This is a genomic window from Cohnella xylanilytica (genome assembly GCF_014212175.1).
Classification (GTDB): Bacteria; Bacillota; Bacilli; order Paenibacillales; family Paenibacillaceae; genus Cohnella; species Cohnella xylanilytica.
The window spans coordinates 63,173-83,019 of the sequence record NZ_JACJVR010000011.1; the positions used below are offsets into that span (position 1 = coordinate 63,173).

The window sequence follows — 19,847 nt, forward strand, 5'->3', positions numbered from 1 at the left end:
CGAGGCTGGAAGGAGGCTGTGAGCATGAGATCGATTCAGTTGGATCAACTGCGGCGCTTCATCGCGGATTCGTTGACGCGATCGGGCTTGGAGGAGCCGGTCGCGGCCATAACGGCCCGGCATATGGCCTATGCCGACGCCAAGGGCGCGGACACCCACGGCATCATGCAGCTTCCCGTCTACGCGGGAAGGCTCCGGGACGGGGGCATCAACAAGCGCCCGAACCTGGCGTGGGAACGGGAGACCGGCAATACCGCGGTGCTGAACGCGGACAACGGGATGGGGCATTACGTCGCCCACCTGGCGATGGAGCGGGCGATCGAGCTCGCGGAGCGCGGCGGAGTCAGCTTCGTGGCCATCAAGAACGGCAACCACTTCGGAGCCGCGGCTTCCTATACGAGGATGGCGGCCGATGCCAAGATGATCGGCTTCATCACCTCCAACGCGGCCCCGCTGCTGGCCGCCGCCGGAGGAACGGAGAGGGTGCTCGGCAACAACCCGTTCTCGTTCGCGGTCCCGAGGCGGGAGGAGGCGCCCGTCATTCTCGATATCGCATGCGGCAACGTGGCGATGGGCAAGCTGACGCTGGCCCACACGAAGGGCGAGAGCATTCCGCTCGGCTGGGCGCTGGACAAGGACGGGGCGCCGACGACGGATCCGCTCGACTGCCTGGAGCGAGGAGGCTCGCTCGTTCCGATGGGCGGACACAAGGGCTACGGCTTGGCGCAAATGATGGATATTCTGTCCGGGGTCATCTCGGGCTCGAAGTACGGCAAGGAGGTCGGCCGCATCGGGGATACGCGGAAGCCGACCGGCGTCGGCTGCTCGATGTTCGTGCTGAATGTCGCGAAGCTGATGCCGCTCGATGAATTCGAAGATCGTCTGGAGGACCTGGTCTCCATGGTGGCCTCCTCGCGGAGAGCGCCGGGGGCGGAGAACATCTACCTGCCAGGCCAGAAGGGAAGCGAGACGGCGGCGGTTCGCGCCGAGACGGGCGTCCCCCTTCCGGACAAGCTGGCGGACCGCTTGCGCGAGCTGGCCGGGGAGCTGGGCCTGGAAGCCGGAGAATACGGGCTGTGAGCGAATCGGCCGCGGCTCCGAGCCGGCGATAGCAGCGTCATGGGTGCGCCTAGCGAGCAACGATCGACAGGAAGAGGCAAAGGAGAGAGGGCATCATGTTCAGAGCCGAAGGAATCATTCCGGCGATGGTAACGCCGTTCGACGAGCGAGAGGAATTGAACGAGGAAGCGCTTCGGCAGATGGCCGCGAGGCTGCTGGACGCGGGCGTGCACGGCTTGTTCTGCCTGGGCACGAACGGGGAGTTTTACTCCTTATCCTTCGAAGAGAAGGTGCGCGTGGCGGAGATTCTCGTCGAGGAGACGAAGGGGAGGGCGCCGGTCTATGCGGGAGCGGGCTGCGCCAGCACGGCGGAGACGGTTCGGCTGGCGAAGCGGCTGGAAGAGACCGGGGTCGACGCGCTGTCCGTCATCACGCCGTACTTCCTGTCCTATACCCAGCAAGAGCTGATCTATCATTTCGAGAAAGTGGCGGAGGCGACCCGTCTGCCCGTCGTCCTCTACAACATCCCGGCGAGAACGTCCAACGCGCTTCAGCCGAAGACGGTGGCCCGCCTGGCGGAGATCCCCAACATCGTCGGCATCAAGGACAGCAGCGGCAGCTTCGACAATATTCTTCAGTACCTGGAGCAGACGCCGCCCGAATTCGCCGTTCTGGCGGGGACGGATTCTCTGATTCTGTCGACGTTGATGGCCGGGGGCAAAGGCGCTATCGCGGCGACGGCCAACGTGTTCCCGTCCGAGGTCGCGGCGATCTACGAGCGCTTCAAGGAAGGGCGCTACATGGAGGCGGAGGAAGCCCAGCGCGTGCTGCGCGACCTGCGGGGCTCCTTCTCGCTCGGAACGCTGCCGTCCGTGTTGAAGGCGGTTCTGAACCGGATAGGCGTTCCGGCCGGTCCTTCCCGAAGGCCCGTCGCTCCCCTCACTCCCCAAGCGGAGCAGGAGCTGAACGCCGTGCTGGACAAGTACGAGCGCAAGGGCTGGATCCGGACGAAGGGGGCCGTCTAAGAGAGGTCCGAGAGAGGTCCGAGAGAGGTCGGAGAGGCGGACGAATCAACTTATCTATTTTAGATCGATCGATTAGAGAAGCGGCTTCGCCCCTGCAGTTCCCAGGCGCGGTCCGCAACGCAAAGCGAGGCATCGTAAGATGGACAGCGAATTCATCGGAGGGCTGCTCAAGCTTATTCTCATCAACATTCTGCTTAGCGGCGACAACGCGATCGTCATCGCGCTCGCCTGCCGGAGCTTGCCGAGCCATCAGCAGCGGCGGGCCATCGCGTGGGGCGGAGTCGGCGCGATCGCGCTGCGCGTGCTCCTTACCTTCGTCGCCGTATGGGTGCTTCAAATACCGTTCGTTCAAGTCGCCGGAAGCCTGCTTCTGCTCTATATCGCGGTCAAGCTGCTGCTGGACGACGGGGGAGAGGCCGAGGTGAAGGAACGAAGCGGCTTGTCCGGCGCGATCAAGACCATTATCGTCGCGGATCTCGTCATGAGCCTGGACAACGTTCTGGCCGTCGCGGGGGCCGCGCAAGGAAATATTCCGCTTATCGTCGTCGGGCTGGCTATCAGCATTCCTCTGATTCTATGGGGCAGCAATCTGCTCATGAAGCTGATGCACCGCTACCCGGTCATCGTGCTGGCGGGAGCGGGGCTGCTCGGTTATACCGCGGGAGAGATGCTGCAGAGCGACGAAGCGGTCGGGGCGTATCTCGAGATCCCCGTTCGAGGAGGGCATTACGCGATTCCTCTGCTCTTGGCCGTCCTCGTCGTCGCGGCGGGCAAGCTGCTGTCCCTCCGAAGGGCGGCAAGCAGGGAGCTTCAAGGTTCGCAGGCATCGCATTCACAACCCATTCAGGGAGGTCATCGCCAATGAGATTCGCCAAACCGTACAAGCCGGAATCCATGGAGCAAGTGACGCTGTACCGCAACGATCGGGAGTTCTGTTCGTGGCCCTTCAACGGCGGCATGTGGAAAATCGCGGAGGACAACATCGTCGTGGCCTTCATGAACATCGACTGCGATTATTCGATTCCGACGAACCTCCACCACGACCGGGTCGAGACGTTCGGGAAGATCGTCTCCGTGAGGACGCGCGACGGGGGAAGAACCTGGGAAGCCCCGTCGGTCATCGCGGACAACGCGCGGCTGAACGATGAGCTTCATTACGGGCGGATGCATTCGTTCGAGGAGGGCTTCGACTTCTCGGACCCGAACACGCTTCTCGAATGCTGGTGCACGCCGAACTCGGCCGTCGACGACGCGAAGGCATGGGTGAAGATGTCGCGGGACGGGGGAGCGACCTGGAGCGAGGCGGTGATGCTTCCGGATTGCGACATTCCCCGTTATCAAGGGAGACCGTCCTATATCGTCCGTCCGGACGGAGTCGTCCTGCTGTTCCTGACCGCGAGGCCGAAGTCCAACCTGCACGACCGTCCCGTCGTCTTCGCTTCCTTCGACGACGGCCGCAATTGGTCGCTGATCTCCCTCATGCCTCTGAGCCAGGAATACCGGGTGATCTGCCCGTCGCCCGTCATCCTGAAGGACGGCACCATTCTCGTCGCCGTCCGGTGCAAGCCTTCGATGGTCGCCGCCTGGGACGAGCTGTACGCTTCCGACGACGGCGGATTGACCTGGCGCTTCGTCTCCCGCATCAACGATCACGGGGACACCGTCCATCTGACGTTGATGGCGGACGGCCGGCTGTTCGCGGTGTACGGCTACCGCCGCCCGCCGTTCGGCATTCGCGCCCGGGTAAGCGAAGACAACGGGCGGACTTGGGGACCGGAGATGATTCTTCGGGACGACGGAGGCAGCAACGATCTGGGGTATCCGAGAGCGGTCGAGGTCCGGCCGGGCGAGATCCTGGCGACCTACTACTTCAACGACAAGAGCGATCCGATCCAGCAGAAGGGCGGAGGCGTTCGCTACATCGGCGGCACGATTCTCAAAATCTAAGGAGACGAGGTCGGAGCGATGATCGTCAGCCACATGTCCAATTGGGAGCAAGAGCGGAGCTGCTTCCCGTCCGCCATAAGCAAAGCCCTGGAATGGCTCGGGCGGGAGATCGGGGAAGAGTCGCCCGCGGGGAAATATCCGATCTACGGGGACAAGATCTATGCGCTCGTCCAGCATCTGACGACGGAGCCGGCGGAGAACAGGCTCGCGGAAGCCCACCGGGAGTATGTCGATATTCAGCTGCTTCTCCGAGGTCGCGAACTGATTCGCGTGGCGCGCGATACGGACGATCAGCAAGTATGGGAGGACGAGAGGGAGAGCCGCGACCGGTTGTCGTACCGGGAAGTTCGCGGCGAGTCGGACTTGAAGCTGACTCCCGGCATGTTCGCCGTCTTTTTCCCGATGGATATTCATAGGCCTTGCTGCAGCCTGGGGGAGAACATGGAGATCCGCAAGGCGGTCGTCAAAATCCATGTGAGCTTATTGTAGCCCGGCGGGGCGGCCGCGTGCGGCGGCGCTCCGGTCTCGGCGGGAGGATCGGAACGGCGATGGGCTCGTCGGAAGCGAGACCATTGTGGACGATCGGAATTCTGTCTTCGCTGCTGTCGTTCGTCTTCAGCGGAGCGGACGTCCTGTATACGCTGTATGCGATCAACGAGCTTCAGATCGACGCGTCCGAATGGTCGCAAATCCGGGCTTCCCGGTACATTCTGACGATCGTCATCGTGCTCGTTCTCGGAACGTACGCCGAGAAGTGGGGACAGAAGAGGGTAGCCGCGATCACGGTGGCGTTGGCCTCGCTCAACCTGTTCGCGTTCATCGCTTATCCGACGAAGCCGCTGCTGTTCCTGACGTCGCCGCTTCATGCCGCCTTCGTCAGCATGGTCACGATGAGCATCAACGTGTTGGCGCAGAGAGTGCCGGAGCGGCTGCAGGCCGTCTCCAATACCGTCTACCGGTCTACGTACACGGGGCTGGCCATCTTCGGCCCCTTGGCGCTGGCGTTGTTCGCCGATGCCGGCCAGAGGCTCCTGTTCGCCGTCTTCGCGTGCCTTCTGTCGCTATGCTTCCCCGGCTTCCTGCTGTTCCCGGACGGCGGCAAGGCCGAGAAGCCCGAGAAGGACGAGGATGTCGGTAAGGCCGGAATGGCTGAAAGGGCTGGAGGAATCGAAAAGGCCGGAAAGGCTGAGTCCGGCGCACCCGCGTCCCCCGGTCGCCGCCCAAGCTTCCTCGATCTGCTGCGCGAATGGAAGCCTCTCGTCCGCAACAAGAGCTTCATCCGGTTCGAGATCGGGGTGACCGTCGTCTACAGCGCGTTCCTCGTCAACATGATTTTCGGCCCGATCAAGCTCATTCAGACTCTCGGAATGGGCGATCGGCCGTTCAGCTATGCATCGACCGGCGTCGCCGCGTTCACGACCGTCCTGATCCTGATCGCCGGACCGCTGTTCCGGACGAGATTGAAGCCGTTGGTGACGTGGCCGCTGTCGCTGCTGTCTCTAGGCAATCTGCTTCTGGGGCTCCAATCGAATCTCTACCTGTCGATTGCGCTGTATATCGCGACCAACGCGCTTAACGTCATGTCTTACGCCTCGATCAGCATCTGGACGAGCCGGATCGTCGAACCGAATCAGCTCGGCTTCGCCTTCACGTTCCACAAGGTGTTCATCGCCTTGTTCGGCTTCGCGTTCTCGATCGTCCTGTCCTGGATGGAAGGGGCGATCGGAATCGACGCCTCCTTCGCGGCGATGGGATCGCTCGGCTTCGCGTTCAGCCTGTACCTGGCCAGACAGCTCTCCTTCGGACGCCCGGCATCCGCCGGGGACCGAACGACGGCGGCCGGATAACGCGTCCCGTTCAGGGTTGCGATCGGAATTCCATGGGTCCGGTTTATCGGCCCTTTTTTTCTCTACGAACCCAGGAGACGCTATTTAGCGCCAAAAGCCTCTTTTGAAAATCTAACGAACTCCAGAGACCTTATTTGGGGCCACCCCGGGGGGAAAAGGGGCTTCCAGCACGAAATAACGTCTATCCGATTCGTTAGAATCGAAAATCCATGTTTTTGGCGAAATAGCGTCTCCTCGATTCGTTAGCCGCCTCCCCCCATCGAGACGGGAACCAGGCACCCATATAGAAGCTCAACTCGCCCGGAGAGCAAACAGGTGTGCGAATGGGGCAGTCGTAGAAACAAAGGCAGCGCAAGGGAGTATATCCTTGCGCTGCCTTTGTTTGTATTCACGCCCCTTATTGCATCGGGAAGTTGTCCCAAGGCCACTTGTTCTTCTCCACTCCCCGCACCCAATCCTCCGAGAAGCTGACGTACTTGATATGCGTGCGGTTGCCGTAAGCGTAGGCCGCATGAAGCATTCCGTCCTTGGACTGGAGGAGGGCCGGATATTCGTACCGGCGGTTGAACTTCCGATTCGCGTCCCCGCAATATTGATCTCCCGCTTCGATGTGCCGCATGTACGGCCACGTGACCCCTTCGTCCTCCGAGATGGCGATCGTGACGGGCGTTCTCTCGTACGGCCACACGACGACGGAAGGATCCTCGTTGGCGCTGCAATGATTGAAGATAATCGCGATTCCTCCGCTCTGAAGGCGGATCGCGCGAATCGAGGCGTTATTGTTCGGAAGCGAGGTCCGTTCCGGAACCGACCAGGTCTCGCCGTAATCCGGGGAGCGGCTCAAGTAGATGCGGTCCGCGTTGCGGCTGCGGAAGAAGGCGACGAGCTTGCCGTCCCCGAGCTCGACGATGGACGGATGAACGCGCCCCTTGCTCCCCGGGATCTCCACCTCGCGCCAGCTCTTCCCTTGATCGGAGGAGATGTGCACGGCGCTGTAATCGTACCCGAACTGCCGGGTCTCGTCGAGGCTGCTGTACCAGACCGGGAACAGCCAATTGCCGTTGCCGACGACGGAGACGGGGTGGCGGCAGAAGGTGCCGCGGCGGCCGAACAGCACGCCCGGAGGTCCCCAATGTTCGCCGTTATCCTTGGACACGCGATAGATCACGTTCGAGGTATGCTGCATGGCGAACGGCCCCGACGCTTCCCCCTTCTTCAGCTTCTCCTGCCACTCGGACAGTTCGCAGCCTCTCGTGTCCATCGAGGAATGGACGAGCCACAGATCGCCGTCCGGCGCCTGGAACAGGGAAGGGTTCTGATCGGCCTTGGAGTAGTCGTCGGACAGCCGAACGGGCCGGCTCCAGCGGGCTTCCCGGCTTCCGAGCCGGGACAGGTAGATCTTGATGTCCCCGGCCCCTTCGTCGGAGCCTCCGAACCAGACGCAGGCGATATCGCCGTTGTTCAGCTCGATCAGAGAGGGAGCGTGGTTGGAAGGGACTTCGGTCGGAAGAAGGGCTTCGATCCGGTCGGTCTCGTGGTGGAGATAGCAGGTTCCGTCGGATACAAGCGATTGGAGCTGGATAATTCGGGTCTGATCCATAAGGGACGCCTTCTTTCCTATTAATAGTGTTGCAAAATAAAACAAACAAACCAAGTTACGATTCTTTTATTCAACAAAGTAAGCGCTTTATGATGAATATAGCATCGCAATTCCGGGACAGTCAATTGAAATATCGAAAAAAATGGTTGCAAAATGCATGAAAAGAAAAAGTTTTTTGTCGAATCGTCAAAATAATGATTGCATTATGTTGTAAAATGGTATAGTTTTGAGTTAAGTAAGGGCTTTCATTTGAGGTATCGCAAATGGAAGAAGGAGGAATGTTGCAAAATAAAACATTCTACTCGGCTCTATCATGGTTTTATGGCAATCGATTCGATCGCAAGGTATCGCGACAAGCCAAACTCATGAATGGGGGACATCATCGAATGAAGACGAACTGGAAAGTAAACAAAAGATCGCTGGGCATGGCGGCCATGGCATCGACGCTCGTTCTTGCAACCGCTTGCTCGGGGGGCGGGAACAAAGAGAACGCCGCATCGCCTTCCGCGAGCGAGGGAGGAGCTTCGGGCGGCGCCGCTTCCTTCTCGTATATGATGGCCGGCAAGTATATCAACTGGCTCAACGATCTGAAGTGGTTCCCGGTTCTGCAGAAGGAGACGAATACGCAGGTCGAGCTGGTCAACGGCGGGGAAGACGACGATGCCTACAAGAAGAACCTCGAGCTCAAGATCGGCTCCGGCCAGTTCCCGGATTCGGGCATCGTATCCATCGCCCAAGCCGAAGTGTACGGCGAGCAAGGGCTGTTCCTGGATCTGAAGCCGTATATCGACCAATTCGCTCCGAATATCAAAGCGTTCCTCGACAACAATCCGGAGTACGCCAAGATGGTGTCGACGAAGGACGGGAAGATCTTCGGGCTCGAGCAGGAATATCCGACCATCTCGAACGTGACGTTTTACCGCGCCGACCTGTTCGAGAAAGCCGGCATAACGAAGACGCCGCGCACGATCGAAGAGTTCACGGACGCGCTTCGGAAGCTGAAGGAGACGTTCAAGAGCGATTCTTCCTTCTACCCGTTCACCGGCCGGGAAGGGTATCTGAAGTATACGGAAGCCTTCGGCGCGAACGACAAGATCGTCGACGGGAAGATCCACGGCATCTACGAGAACGGACAAGGTACGGACATTCATTCCGAAGGGTTCAAGAAGCTGATCGAATGGTACATCCAACTGTACAACGAGAAGCTGATCGATCCGGAGTGGGTAGCGGGAACGGCCACGGAGGAATCGTGGCAGACGAAGATGCTGACCGGCAAGGGCGCCGTCGGCAACGACTTCTTCACCCGTCCGTCCTGGTTCATGAACAACGGCGGTCCGCAGAACGATCCGAACTATTCGATCAAGGTGATGGATCCGTTCCTCGACGCGTCCGGCAACCAGACGATGCTGCCTCCGGCTACCGAGAAGTACAAGTCCGACCGCGTGTTCGTCATTACCGCCAAGGCGAAGGACAAGGCGGAAGCGATCGTCAAGTTCATGGATTACGTCTTCTCCGAGAAAGGCCGCACGCTGATGGATTACGGCGTGGAGGGCGAATCGTACAAGACGGTTAACGGGGCCAAGGAGTACCTGGTCAAGTTCGAGGAGCAGGGAAATAAGCCGATCGGCACGCCGGTCTGGAACTTCCTGCAGGACCGCCTGACCTTCCCGGCCCCGGTCAACAACGAGGCTTACTACCAATGGATGGACGATCTGACCAAGTCGTTCGCGACCACGTTCTTCGACAAGTACACGTCCAAGGACTTCTCCTCGCTGAAGTATTCGACCGAGCAGCTGAAGGAGAGAACGACCTTGCTGGCCAAGATCAAGCCCGAAGTGAACGCGGTGCTCGTCAAGTTCATCACCGGCCAGCTGAAGATGACCGAGTGGGACCGCTTCCTGAACGATATGGATAAGCTCGGCTACTCCAAGGTCGTCGAGATCGACCAGGCCGCTTATGACGCGATGAAGCAATAACGACGGTGCGTTCGCCCCGACCTGGCGAGGGAAGGGGCGAATCTCTTGAACTCAACGAGAAGGTGGGCTGCAGATGAGCTCGATCGCCAAGCGCAACGCCGCGGGCAAGGGCGCCCTGTTCAAGCGGATGTGGGATGCCAAGATTCTGTATTTGATTTTGCTGCCGGGTCTTATCCATATGATTGTCTTCAAGCTGCTGCCGTTGTTCGGACTCGTGATCGCGTTCCAGGATTACAGCATCTTCCAGGGCGTTCTCAAAAGCAAATGGGTCGGCTTCGAACACTTCTCCGCATTCGTGAACGATTCGTATTTCTGGAAGCTGGTCCGCAACACCGTGCTTCTCGCGATCTTCAATCTGATGTTCGTGTTCCCCATTCCGATCATCTTCGCGCTATTCGTTAACGAGGTCAAAAATTCGCCCATCAAACGCTTCGTCCAAACTCTCAGCTTCTTCCCGTACTTCATCTCTTCCGCGGTGATGGTGTCGATTCTGTATAAGCTGTTGTCGCCCCAAGGCGGCCTGGTCAACGACGTCCTGAACGCTCTCGGCTTCGACAGCGTCTTCTTCATGGCCGAGCCGGGCTGGTTCCGGGCGCTGTACGTCGGATTGAACGTGTGGCAGCTGTTCGGCTATAACGCGATTATCTACATCGCCGCGATGACGAGCATCGATCCTCATCTGTACGAGGCGGCGGACCTGGACGGCGCGAGCCGCTGGCAGAAGATTTTCAGGGTGACGCTGCCCTCCATCCAGACGACGATCGTGGTCATGTTCATCCTGGCGATCGGACAGATCCTCACGGTGGACCTGGACAAAATCCTGCTTATGTACAACCCGAGCATCTACGATACCGCGGACGTCATCCAGAGCTACGTATACCGCCAAGCGTTCTCCAGCGAAGGGTTCCCGAATTACAGCTACGGCGCCGCGGTCGGATTGATGCAGTCCGTCATCGCCTTCGTGCTGGTGATCGGCGCGAATAAGATTTCGAGCAGATACTCCGATTCAAGGTTGTTCTAGGAGGCGGCACCATGCATAGACCATCCCGCTTGTTCGACTACGTCAACCATACGTTCCTCATCCTGATCGCCCTGATCTGCGTCTATCCGTTCGTGCTGATTATGTCCACCTCGCTGAGCGACGGCAAGGAAGTGGTGTCCGGGACGATCTACCTGTGGCCCAAGGGAATCAACTTCGAAGCTTACAAATATATTCTGAGCAACTCGCGGCTCGGCGTGGCGAGCGGCCTGGCGAACTCGCTGTTCTATACGGTCGTCGGAGGCGCGATCGCCGTGATGGTCACGTTCATGACGGCTTACCCGCTGTCCCGGAAGCGTCTCGTCGGCCGCTACGTCATCATGCTCGTCTTCATGTTCACCTGGGTGTTCGAAGCGGGTATTATTCCGAACTACATCGTGTACAACGCTCTCGACCTGGTCAATTCGAGATGGGTCATGATTTTGCCGATGGCGGTCAATACGTTCCTGCTGATCATTACGAAGTCCTTCCTGGACGCGCTGCCGGAGGAGCTTGAGGAAGCGGCCGTCATCGACGGCGCGAACGACTGGCAGATCATGTGGAGGGTGTTCTTCCCGCTCAGCAAGCCGATCATCGCCACGATCAGCGTCTTCAACGCCGTCTTCATCTGGAACCAGTTCCTCGTTCCGATGATCTACCTGCAGGAGCGCAGCCTTCAGCCGATTACCGTCGTGCTGTACAACATGATCATCAACTCCAGCAAGGGCGGCACCTCCTTCGAGAACATCACCGTCAACGGCGTGCAGCTGCTGCCGCAAAACCTGCAGGCCGCGTCGATCTTCCTCGCGGTCGCGCCGATTCTGCTGATCTATCCGTTCACGCAGCGGTTCTTTACCAAAGGAATACTGATCGGGTCTGTAAAAGGGTGATCACCTTCTGACGCGACAAGGAAATCTTCGAGGACTCATGAGGTGATGACTGTGAGAATCGCGATAATCGCGGACGACTTGACCGGCGCCAACGATTCGGGCGTTCAATTCGCGAGAAGCGGATTGAAGTCCGCCGTTCTCCTGAGCATGGAAGACGGCGGCGATCCGGACGACGACGTCGTCGTGATCGACACGGACAGCCGCTCCGCCTCGGCGGGGGAGGCTTACCGCAAGGTGCGGGACGCATCGGAATACGTGGCGGCCGGCGGCTTCGACGTCGTGTTCAAGAAGATCGATTCCACTCTCCGCGGGAACATCGGAGCGGAATTCGACGCCTTGTTCGACGTGTTCGAACCGGACTTCATCGTCTGCACGCCCGCCTACCCGGAATACAGCCGGCAGGTCAGGGAAGGGCATCTCTACCTGGGCGGCAAGCTGCTGCACGAGACGGAGTTCGCCCTCGATCCGAAAACTCCGATCCATGAATCCTCGATCCTCGAACGGATCGAGGGCCAGTCGGAGCGGCGCGCCGGGCTGATCACGATCGGGGATCTCGGCCGGGGAGAGGAGCATCTTCGCGAGAAGCTGCGCGAGTTCCGCGAGGACGGCCGCCGGTACGTCGTCTTCGACGCCGAGACCGACGAGGACTTGAGACGGATCGTCGGCCTGTTCGCCGGCGGCGGCTACCGGATCATCTGGTCCGGCTCCGCGGGGCTGGCCAACTGCCTGACGGGCTCGAAGCAGCGGGACGGCTTCTCCCTCGACAAGTCCGAGCATCCGGTTCTCGCCGTCGTCGGGAGCGTCAACCAGACGACCCGCAAGCAGCTGCAACTGCTGCTGTCGAGCCCGGGAGTGGCCGGCGCGAAGCTGCTCGCGCACCGCGTCGTCGCCGATCCCGCCGAGACGGCGGCGGAGACGGCTGCGGTCTTCGCGGAAGCTTCCGCGAGACTGGGCGAGGGCAAGCACGTCGTCCTGTACTCGAGCGGCGAGCCCGAAGAGATCCGGCTGGCGACCGAAGCCGGCGCCCGCGCCGGCTTAAGCGCGACGGCCGTCAGCGACCGCATCTCCCGCGAGCTCGGGGCCATCGCCGCAAGCCTGCTGCGCAGCCATCCGGTGAGCCGGCTCATTCTGACCGGCGGGGATACGGCGAAGCAGTTCTGCCGCTTCTCGGGGTTCAAGAAGTTCGAGCTGATCGACGAGGTGGAGACGGGCGTGCCGATCGGGATCTTCTCCGGCGAGAGAGACGTGTTCGGCGTGACGAAGGCGGGGGGCTTCGGCTCCGACGAGGTGCTGCTTCACGCGCTGAGAATACTTCAAGAGGGGGGCAACGTATGCGTCCAATAGTCGGCATTACGATGGGCGACGCGTCGGGCGTAGGACCCGAGATCATCGCGAAGGCGCTCCGGTCCGACCGGGTGTACGAGCAGTCGAGGCCGCTCGTGATCGGAGACGCCAAGATGCTGGAGCGGGCGGCGGAGATCGCGGGAATTCCGCTTCGAGTGAACCGGGTGAATCTCCCGTCCGAAGGGCTGTACGAGAAGGGAACGGCGGACTGCATCGATCTCGACCTGCTGCCGGCGGATCTGCCTTACGGCGCCGTGTCGGCGGAGGCAGGCAACGCCGCCTTCCACTATGTGAAGCGGGCGGTGGAGCTGGCGACGGACCGCCGGATTCACGCCATCTGCACGGCGCCGCTCAACAAGGAAGCCCTGCATCTGGGCGGGCACCGCTACCCGGGCCACACGGAGATTCTGGCGGAGCTGACCGGCACGAAGGACTACTCCATGATGCTGTCCGCGCCGAAGCTGAAGGTCATTCACTTGACGACGCACGTCGGCCTCCTGAAGGCGATCGAGACGATCGATCCCGAGCGCACTTACCGCGTCATCCGCCTGGCTCACGATACGCTTCGCCGGGCCGGAATCGAGCGGCCGCGCATCGCGGTATGCGGCATTAATCCGCATGCCGGCGAGAACGGCCTGTTCGGGAACGGGGAAGAGGAGGAGAAGCTCGTCCCGGGGATCCGGCGGGCGGCTTCCGAAGGGATCGACGCGACGGGGCCGTACCCGGCCGACACGCTGTTCTTCCGCACGGTGCGGGGCGACTTCGACATCGTGGTGGCGTGCTACCACGATCAGGGCCACGGCCCGGTCAAGGTGCTCGGGCTGGAAGCCGGCGTCAATATCACGGTCGGATTGAACGGGGGGATCATCCGCACGTCCGTCGACCACGGCACGGCGTTCGACATCGCGGGGCGCAACCTGGCGGACGAAGGGTCGATGCTGGAGGCGCTGCGAATGGCGGCCGAGCTGGCTCCCAAGGATTTTTGAGCGGCAGATGAGCGTTGCGGCTCCTCCCCGGCGAATCGCCTGTCGAATTGCCGCGGGAGACGCCGTATAGGCTTTTCTTCTCATTAAATTCTTCCTCTGCTATAATGACTGTATAAAAATGCAACGGTGGATAAAGATGGCAATCAAAACTTTGGTAGTAGCTCCCTATCCGGGGTTGGTGGAATTGACGGCGAGCCTGAAGGCCGAATTGAAGGACTTCGATATTCGGGTATTGCAAGGAGATCTGTCCGAAGCGCTCCCGCTGTTAAACCAGATTCATCTGGAAGGCTATGACGTGATCATAAGCCGGGGAGGGACGGCCAAGCTTCTTCGCGACCACACTTATCTTCCCGTTATCGATATTCAAGTGTCCGGATTCGATATGATGCGAATTCTGATGGTCGTCAAAGGCTATCAGTCCAAGATCAAGATGATCGGGTTCCCCAACGTCATCGAGGGCTTCATCTCCGTGTCGGGGTTGATGGAGGTCGACATTCCGTACGCGACCGTCCAGCACGAAGGCGAAGTGGACGAAGCGCTGCGCGTCGCCAAGGCCGAAGGCGTCAAGGTGATCGTCGGAGACAACATCACGGTGAAGAAGGCGGCCGATTACGGCATCCAGGGCGTGCTCATCTCTTCGGGGAAGGAATCCGTCCTGGAGGCGTTCGCGCAGGCGAAGACGATCTACAACATCTCCGAGAGCTACAAGAGGAAGACGCAGGCCTTCGAGACGCTGCTGGATACGATGGATGTCGGGTATGCCGTCGTCGACCATACCGGCACGGTTCAATTCTCGAACGCGGCCTTCGACGGCTGGCTGGAGCGCGACGACGAGAAGAACGGCCTGTTCGGGAAGTATCCGGTCATCCGGAGATTCGTCGAGGACCTGGAGCGGGGAATCGCGCTCGAGCTGCGGATGACGGCGGACGCGCACCGTCCGTTCGTCGTCTCGGGAGGGGTGCTCGCCCGTTCGGACCGGGGGAACACGTATTATTTGAAGGCCCAGGCCTCGGACCGGGCGGAGAGCGGCATCCGGATCGGGTACGCCAGCCGGCAGGACGGCTCCTTCCCTCCGATGATCCGGGAGGACGCGGGCTTCGACGAGGCCGCTTCCGCGGCTCGCGACTATCCGTTGGCCGTGTACGGGGAAGAAGGAGTCGGCAAGAGGCTGTTCGCGCTGCACCGCTGGAACTCCGATCCGCTCGGCGGCGGGGACATGGTCGAGGTGGACGTTCTGAAGTCCGAGGAGGCTTCCTTCCGCGCGCTGACGGCTCTGCTGGAGACCGGGCCGGAGGAGCAGTTCGTCTATATCCGGGGCGCGGAGAATCTGTCCCTGGCGGACCAGAAGGAGCTCGCTCCGGCCGTCCGGCGGTCGCGCTGCCGCATCCTGTTCTCGTTCGAGCGGAGCCCGGACGACTTGAAGGCGGACAACCGGCTGGAGCCGCGGCTGCACGCCGCCTTCAAGCGAAGCTTGGGGCTGCCGCCGCTGCGGGAGAGGCCGGACGATCTGGAGGAGTACGTCCGGACGTTCCTCATCATGTTCAACGAACGGTACGGGAAGCAGATCGTCGGCCTTCGGCCGGACGTCATGCAGGCGCTGCGGCGGCACCCGTGGAAGGGCAACCTGTTCGAGCTTCGGGACGCCATCGAGCGGTTCGTCAAGCAGTCGGACGGCGAGTACGTGGAGTCGGACGTGCTTCCGCTGCCGGAATGGGTGAGCGCCTCCGAAGCGGCAGCGCCGGCCGAAGGCGGCGGGGCGTCCGGGGATCTGGATCTGAACAAGACGCTGGTCGAGATCGAGAAGGACGTCATCCGGCTCGTGCTGGAGCGGGAGAACATGAACCAATCGTCCGCGGCGAAGCGGCTCGGGATCAATCGTTCGACGTTGTGGAGGAAAATCAAACAATAGAAGAGGGGGGCGGCTGTCGGCGCCCCTCTTCTCGAATGCCGGCCGGGGCTCCCCGGCCGGCAGGCCCCGCGGCGTTTGCCCGGGGCTTTTTTTATCGTCGATGCGCTTCATATGTCAGTAGCCCGGGTGATGGTAATCCGGATCGCGGAGTTCCGCGAGGATGTTCATCCTCTCGATGTGCCGCTTCGTGTCCGGGGTGCCGATCTTGTACAGGTACCGGTAGACGTCGATCAGGGAGTCGTTGTATTGCTCCGACGATTCGTCGTGGTCGGCGGACTTGTAAGGAATAACGGCCCTTAGATGGGTGCGCTCGTCTCTTTGCCGCTCGATCTCGAGAAGGGTCTGCATCTGTGCGAGCTCGTCCTCGTCCGCCAGCACCGTGAATTGGTCGGCCAGCCGGGACGGCTGTTCGGCGATCGTATAAGCGGAGAGGGACACGTAATACAGCTTCTGGGGCATGGGGAGTAGCCTCCTTCCATTCGGATATCGGGTCGGCGGCGCGGCAGCCGGCCGCGTCTTCGTACGCCTTTTTACCACCCTTCGCCGAAGGTTGAAACCCTCGTCCCCCATCGAACCCGCGCGCTTCCCCGTCGTCCCATCCATCTACAACGGGAGACGGGGCGGAGGAACTGCCGATCGTCGGGCGATGGGAGCCTCATACGAGGAATTGAAGGTTCTGCATTACCGGTACGCCGGCGGCAAGCTTGTTCCTTCGGAAGAATCCTGATGCGAAGGCGCTTCCGGACCATTTGACACGTCTCGGGGAGCTACCCTAGACTAAGGATGACAGGCCCAATTCAGGAACGAAGAGAGGGTTTAAGAAGCATGACGGAGCCGCATGCCCGGATGAAGGAGCTCGTCGCCACGCTGAACGAGCACAGCCATCGCTACTACACGGAAGACAACCCTACGATAAGCGATAAAGAGTACGATTTGCTGTACGACGAACTGGTCGCGCTGGAAGCGAGCGCGGGAACGTCGCTGCCGGATTCGCCGACCCGCCGCGTCGGAGGGGACATCCTCAAGGGCTTCGAGCCGCACCGCCACCTGTCCCGGCTGTGGAGCCTGGACAAGGCCCAGAACGCCGACGACCTGGCCGCCTGGGAGACGAGGGTGAGGAAGCTGATCGCCGACTACAACTCGCGCAACCCGGACAAGCCGCTGCCGGATCCCGAATACGTGGTCGAGCTCAAGTTCGACGGCCTGACGCTGAACCTCACGTACCGCGACGGAGAACTGGTCCAGGCGGCGACGAGAGGCAACGGGGTCGTCGGGGAAGGCATTCTCGCGCAAGTGCGCACGATCCGTTCGATTCCGCTGACGATTCCGTTCGCGGAAGGCACGATCGAAGTGCAGGGCGAGGGCATCATGAGATTGTCCGTTCTGGAGCAATATAACCGGACGGCGGCCGAACCGCTCAAGAACGCCCGCAACGGGGCGGCTGGGGCGCTGCGCAACCTCGATCCGCGCGTGACGGCTTCGCGGCGGCTGGACGCTTTTTGCTACAACGTCGGTTATATGGAAGGAATCGAGCTGCGCGACCATCGGGAGATGATGGACTTCCTGCGCGCGAACCGGTTCCCGGTCAACCCGTACGTGCGGTACTTCTCGGACTTCGAGGAGCTGAAGCGGGAGCTGGAGCAGATCACGGAACGGAGGAACACGCTCGATTACCTGATCGACGGGGCGGTCATCAAGATCGTCGACTTCGCCACCCGCGAAGCGCTCGGGTACACGGACAAGTTCCCGCGCTGGGCGGTCGCCTTCAAGTTCGAAGCCGAGGAGACGACGACCGTTCTCGAATCGGTCTCCTGGGAAGTCGGCCGGACCGGCAAGATCACGCCGCTGGCGCGCGTCGAGCCGGTCGAGCTGGCCGGAGTGACGGTGCAGAACTGCACGCTGAACAATATCGGGGATATCGAACGCAAGAATCTGAAGAACGCGCTGGGGACGAGAGTGTTCATTCGCCGCTCCAACGACGTCATTCCCGAGATTCTGGGCAAGGCGGACGAATCCGAGATCGGCTCTCCGATCGAATACCCGACCGTCTGCCCCGGCTGCGGCTCGCCGCTCGAGATGCGGGGGGCGCATCTGTTCTGCAACAACCGGCTCGGCTGCAAGCCGCAGGTCGTCGGCCGCATCACCCACTTCGCGTCGCGCGACTGCATGGACATCGAGACGTTCAGCGGGAAGACGGCGGAGCAGCTGTACGACGAGCGGGAAGTGCGGGATCCGGCGGATCTGTACGAACTGACGATGGAGCAGCTTGTGAATCTCGGACGGTTCGGGGAAAAGAAGGCAAGCAACCTGCTCGCGGCGATCGAGAAGTCGAAGTCGCGGGACCTGGCCGCGTTCCTGAACGCGCTCGGCATTCCGAACACCGGCAAGGCGACGGCCAAGACGCTGGCCGATCATTACGGCGACCTCGACAAGCTGATGGCCGCCGAGGCGGAAGAGCTCGTTCTGCTGCCGGACGTGGGCGGCATCGTGGCGGAGAGCATCGCGGGGTTCTTCCGCGATCCGCTGATGCGGGAGAGCATCGCCCGCATGCGGGCGGCCGGCGTGAAGGCGGAAGCGGAGCGACCGGCGGCGGCTGCGGCGGACGAGGGGCATCCGCTGTTCGGCAAGACGGTCGTGCTGACCGGCACGCTCACGCGGATGACGCGGGACGAAGCGTCGAAGCGGCTCGAAGCGCTCGGCGCGAAGGTGTCGGGCAGCGTGTCGAAGAAGACGGACCTCGTCATCGCCGGGGAGAGCGCCGGAAGCAAGCTGACGAAGGCGCGCGAGCTCGGCGTCCCCGTCATCGAGGACGAGGAAGAGATGGTGAGGCTGCTCGGCCTCGAATAAGTCGTTGAGACGCAAGCAAGCAGCTCCCGGTTCGCCGCGGAGCTGCTTGTTTGTCTCGTAACGGATGATCGGTTCGTCTAACCGCAATAATAATCGCAGCGGGGCAGGCCGCGGGTGGATTGCTTTGTGGAGCCGCGAGCGGATTGCAGGGCTGCCGGTTACAGGAGCTTCGCTTTGCGGGCGAGCCGTTTGTACTGGAAGTAAACCGTGCAGCCGATGCAGTAGCCGAGCAGGGCCGCGCTTGCGGCGAGCAGCAGCATGGCGGCGAACGCGTACCCCGCGACGGCCCAGCCGAGAGCGTGGGCTAGAAGGGACAAGGTAAGGAACAGCACCGCCAGCGAATTGTTGAACTTCGCCAGCTCGGCGGCCTGCGTCTCGCGGCCTTCCGTTCTCAGGAGCGGCTTCGCCAGCCGAATGAACAGGTTCCAGCGGCCGCCGGTCAGAAGCCCGATCGCCTGGATGGCCCATAAGGCGGCTAGCAGCCATGGCTGCCCCAGGAGGAAGGACAGAAGGACGACCAGGACGATTCCCGTCTGATTGGCTTTGATATAGGGCATCGGAATCTCTCTCATAAGACACCTCCAATATGATTTATCGACAATCGTCGTTCAAAGGATGGTTCATTGTTCAAAGGATAGGGTTCATTGTTCAAAGGATAGAGTTCGATGTTAATTCCAAGTTAGCCGATGCGATATCCGTTGTCAATCGTTCTTTTGGCATTAGGGGCGATCGATTCGGCGGGTACGAGCGCGAAGTTGTTGAGCTAAAGGCAATAACGAGAGGCGTAAAGGCGTGAATGAGTCGGAGTTATTGAATGAAACGAAATAATGAGAGACGTGGAGACGCGGATGAGGCGGTGTTGAATAAAGACAATGTCGCAGGCAGCCGGGGAAGTTGCGCTTTCCATTTAATGGCGCTTGCATTGGGTGGACAGCCTGTGGTACATTAGTTCTCGCCCCTTCGAAAGGGAGCGCAAGATGAAAAGCTTCGAGAAAAAGTGATTGACACTTTCGAGAGAAGCTGATAATATTAATCGCTGTTGGCTCCGAAACGAGCTGACGCGACTAGAACGAACTTGTTCCTTGAAAACTGAACATCGAGTGTAATCGTGCAATACCAGCAATGAATTGAGCCTTCAAGGCTCTCTGATAAGGTTTCACCTTTATGGAGAGTTTGATCCTGGCTCAGGACGAACGCTGGCGGCGTGCCTAATACATGCAAGTCGAGCGGATCTTCAAGGGAGCTTGCTCCTGAGAAGGTTAGCGGCGGACGGGTGAGTAACACGTAGGCAACCTGCCCTCAAGACCGGGATAACATTCGGAAACGAATGCTAAGACCGGATACGCAAGGAGGAGGCATCTTCTTCTTGGGAAACACGGCGCAAGCTGTGGCTTGAGGA

General features: G+C 60.7%; 16 protein-coding genes and 1 rRNA gene. 14 read left to right on the top strand and 3 right to left on the bottom strand.

Going from position 1 to position 19,847, the window contains the following annotated elements; translation table 11 throughout:
- The first annotated feature begins 24 nt into the window (after positions 1 to 24).
- The 6 genes from H7B90_RS03705 (at position 25) to H7B90_RS03730 (ending at position 5,878) form a co-directional block, all read left to right on the top strand.
- Complete coding sequence (locus H7B90_RS03705; protein ID WP_185134527.1) at positions 25 to 1,080, top strand: Ldh family oxidoreductase; 1,056 nt, start codon at positions 25 to 27, stop codon at positions 1,078 to 1,080.
- A 92-nt stretch (positions 1,081 to 1,172) separates the two neighbouring features.
- A complete protein-coding gene (gene dapA, locus H7B90_RS03710) occupies positions 1,173 to 2,084 on the top strand; it encodes a 4-hydroxy-tetrahydrodipicolinate synthase (protein ID WP_185134548.1) in 912 nt (303 codons plus the stop codon).
- 139 nt (positions 2,085 to 2,223) lie between these two features.
- Positions 2,224 to 2,949, top strand: a complete 726-nt coding sequence (locus tag H7B90_RS03715) for a TerC family protein (RefSeq protein ID WP_185134528.1) — start codon at positions 2,224 to 2,226, stop codon at positions 2,947 to 2,949.
- A complete protein-coding gene (locus H7B90_RS03720) occupies positions 2,946 to 4,031 on the top strand; it encodes a sialidase family protein (RefSeq protein ID WP_221481906.1) in 1,086 nt (361 codons plus the stop codon). Before H7B90_RS03715 ends, H7B90_RS03720 begins: the two co-directional genes overlap by 4 nt.
- An 18-nt stretch (positions 4,032 to 4,049) precedes the next feature.
- Positions 4,050 to 4,520, top strand: coding sequence for a NanQ anomerase/TabA/YiaL family protein (locus tag H7B90_RS03725; RefSeq protein WP_185134529.1), 471 nt, complete (start codon positions 4,050 to 4,052; stop codon positions 4,518 to 4,520).
- Positions 4,521 to 4,579: 59 nt separating this feature from the next.
- Positions 4,580 to 5,878, top strand: a complete 1,299-nt coding sequence (locus H7B90_RS03730) for an MFS transporter (RefSeq protein ID WP_185134530.1) — start codon at positions 4,580 to 4,582, stop codon at positions 5,876 to 5,878.
- A 397-nt stretch (positions 5,879 to 6,275) separates the two neighbouring features.
- Here H7B90_RS03730 and H7B90_RS03735 read toward each other — a convergent pair whose 3' ends face one another.
- On the bottom strand, positions 6,276 to 7,478 hold the full coding sequence (locus tag H7B90_RS03735) for a sialidase family protein (RefSeq protein WP_185134531.1): 1,203 nt from the start codon (positions 7,476 to 7,478) through the stop codon (positions 6,276 to 6,278).
- Between the two features lie 386 nt (positions 7,479 to 7,864).
- Between H7B90_RS03735 and H7B90_RS03740 the strand changes: the two genes are divergently transcribed.
- From H7B90_RS03740 to H7B90_RS03765, 6 genes are all read left to right on the top strand, one after another.
- Positions 7,865 to 9,454, top strand: a complete 1,590-nt coding sequence (locus tag H7B90_RS03740) for an extracellular solute-binding protein (protein ID WP_185134532.1) — start codon at positions 7,865 to 7,867, stop codon at positions 9,452 to 9,454.
- Between the two features lie 73 nt (positions 9,455 to 9,527).
- On the top strand, positions 9,528 to 10,475 hold the full coding sequence (locus H7B90_RS03745; RefSeq protein ID WP_185134533.1) for an ABC transporter permease: 948 nt from the start codon (positions 9,528 to 9,530) through the stop codon (positions 10,473 to 10,475).
- 11 nt (positions 10,476 to 10,486) lie between these two features.
- Complete coding sequence (locus H7B90_RS03750; RefSeq protein ID WP_185134534.1) at positions 10,487 to 11,362, top strand: carbohydrate ABC transporter permease; 876 nt, start codon at positions 10,487 to 10,489, stop codon at positions 11,360 to 11,362.
- Positions 11,363 to 11,413: 51 nt separating this feature from the next.
- A complete protein-coding gene (locus H7B90_RS03755) occupies positions 11,414 to 12,706 on the top strand; it encodes a four-carbon acid sugar kinase family protein (protein ID WP_185134535.1) in 1,293 nt (430 codons plus the stop codon).
- Positions 12,694 to 13,692, top strand: coding sequence for a 4-hydroxythreonine-4-phosphate dehydrogenase PdxA (gene pdxA, locus H7B90_RS03760; protein ID WP_185134536.1), 999 nt, complete (start codon positions 12,694 to 12,696; stop codon positions 13,690 to 13,692). The genes H7B90_RS03755 and pdxA overlap by 13 nt, the downstream gene beginning before the upstream one ends.
- A gap of 136 nt (positions 13,693 to 13,828) precedes the next feature.
- Positions 13,829 to 15,601, top strand: a complete 1,773-nt coding sequence (locus H7B90_RS03765) for a sigma-54-dependent transcriptional regulator (RefSeq protein WP_185134537.1) — start codon at positions 13,829 to 13,831, stop codon at positions 15,599 to 15,601.
- 114 nt (positions 15,602 to 15,715) lie between these two features.
- Here H7B90_RS03765 and H7B90_RS03770 read toward each other — a convergent pair whose 3' ends face one another.
- On the bottom strand, positions 15,716 to 16,060 hold the full coding sequence (locus H7B90_RS03770; RefSeq protein ID WP_185134538.1) for a hypothetical protein: 345 nt from the start codon (positions 16,058 to 16,060) through the stop codon (positions 15,716 to 15,718).
- Between the two features lie 366 nt (positions 16,061 to 16,426).
- Between H7B90_RS03770 and ligA the strand changes: the two genes are divergently transcribed.
- Positions 16,427 to 18,448: an NAD-dependent DNA ligase LigA gene (ligA, locus tag H7B90_RS03775; protein ID WP_185134539.1), complete on the top strand. Its 2,022-nt coding sequence runs from the start codon at positions 16,427 to 16,429 to the stop codon at positions 18,446 to 18,448.
- A 158-nt stretch (positions 18,449 to 18,606) separates the two neighbouring features.
- Here the strand turns inward: ligA and H7B90_RS03780 are convergent, their stop codons facing one another.
- Positions 18,607 to 19,020: a DUF4395 domain-containing protein gene (locus H7B90_RS03780; protein WP_185134540.1), complete on the bottom strand. Its 414-nt coding sequence runs from the start codon at positions 19,018 to 19,020 to the stop codon at positions 18,607 to 18,609.
- Positions 19,021 to 19,609: 589 nt separating this feature from the next.
- On the opposite strand from H7B90_RS03780, the gene H7B90_RS03785 reads away from it, so the two are divergent.
- Positions 19,610 to 19,847: ribosomal RNA gene (locus tag H7B90_RS03785) — 16S ribosomal RNA — on the top strand; the annotation flags it as partial.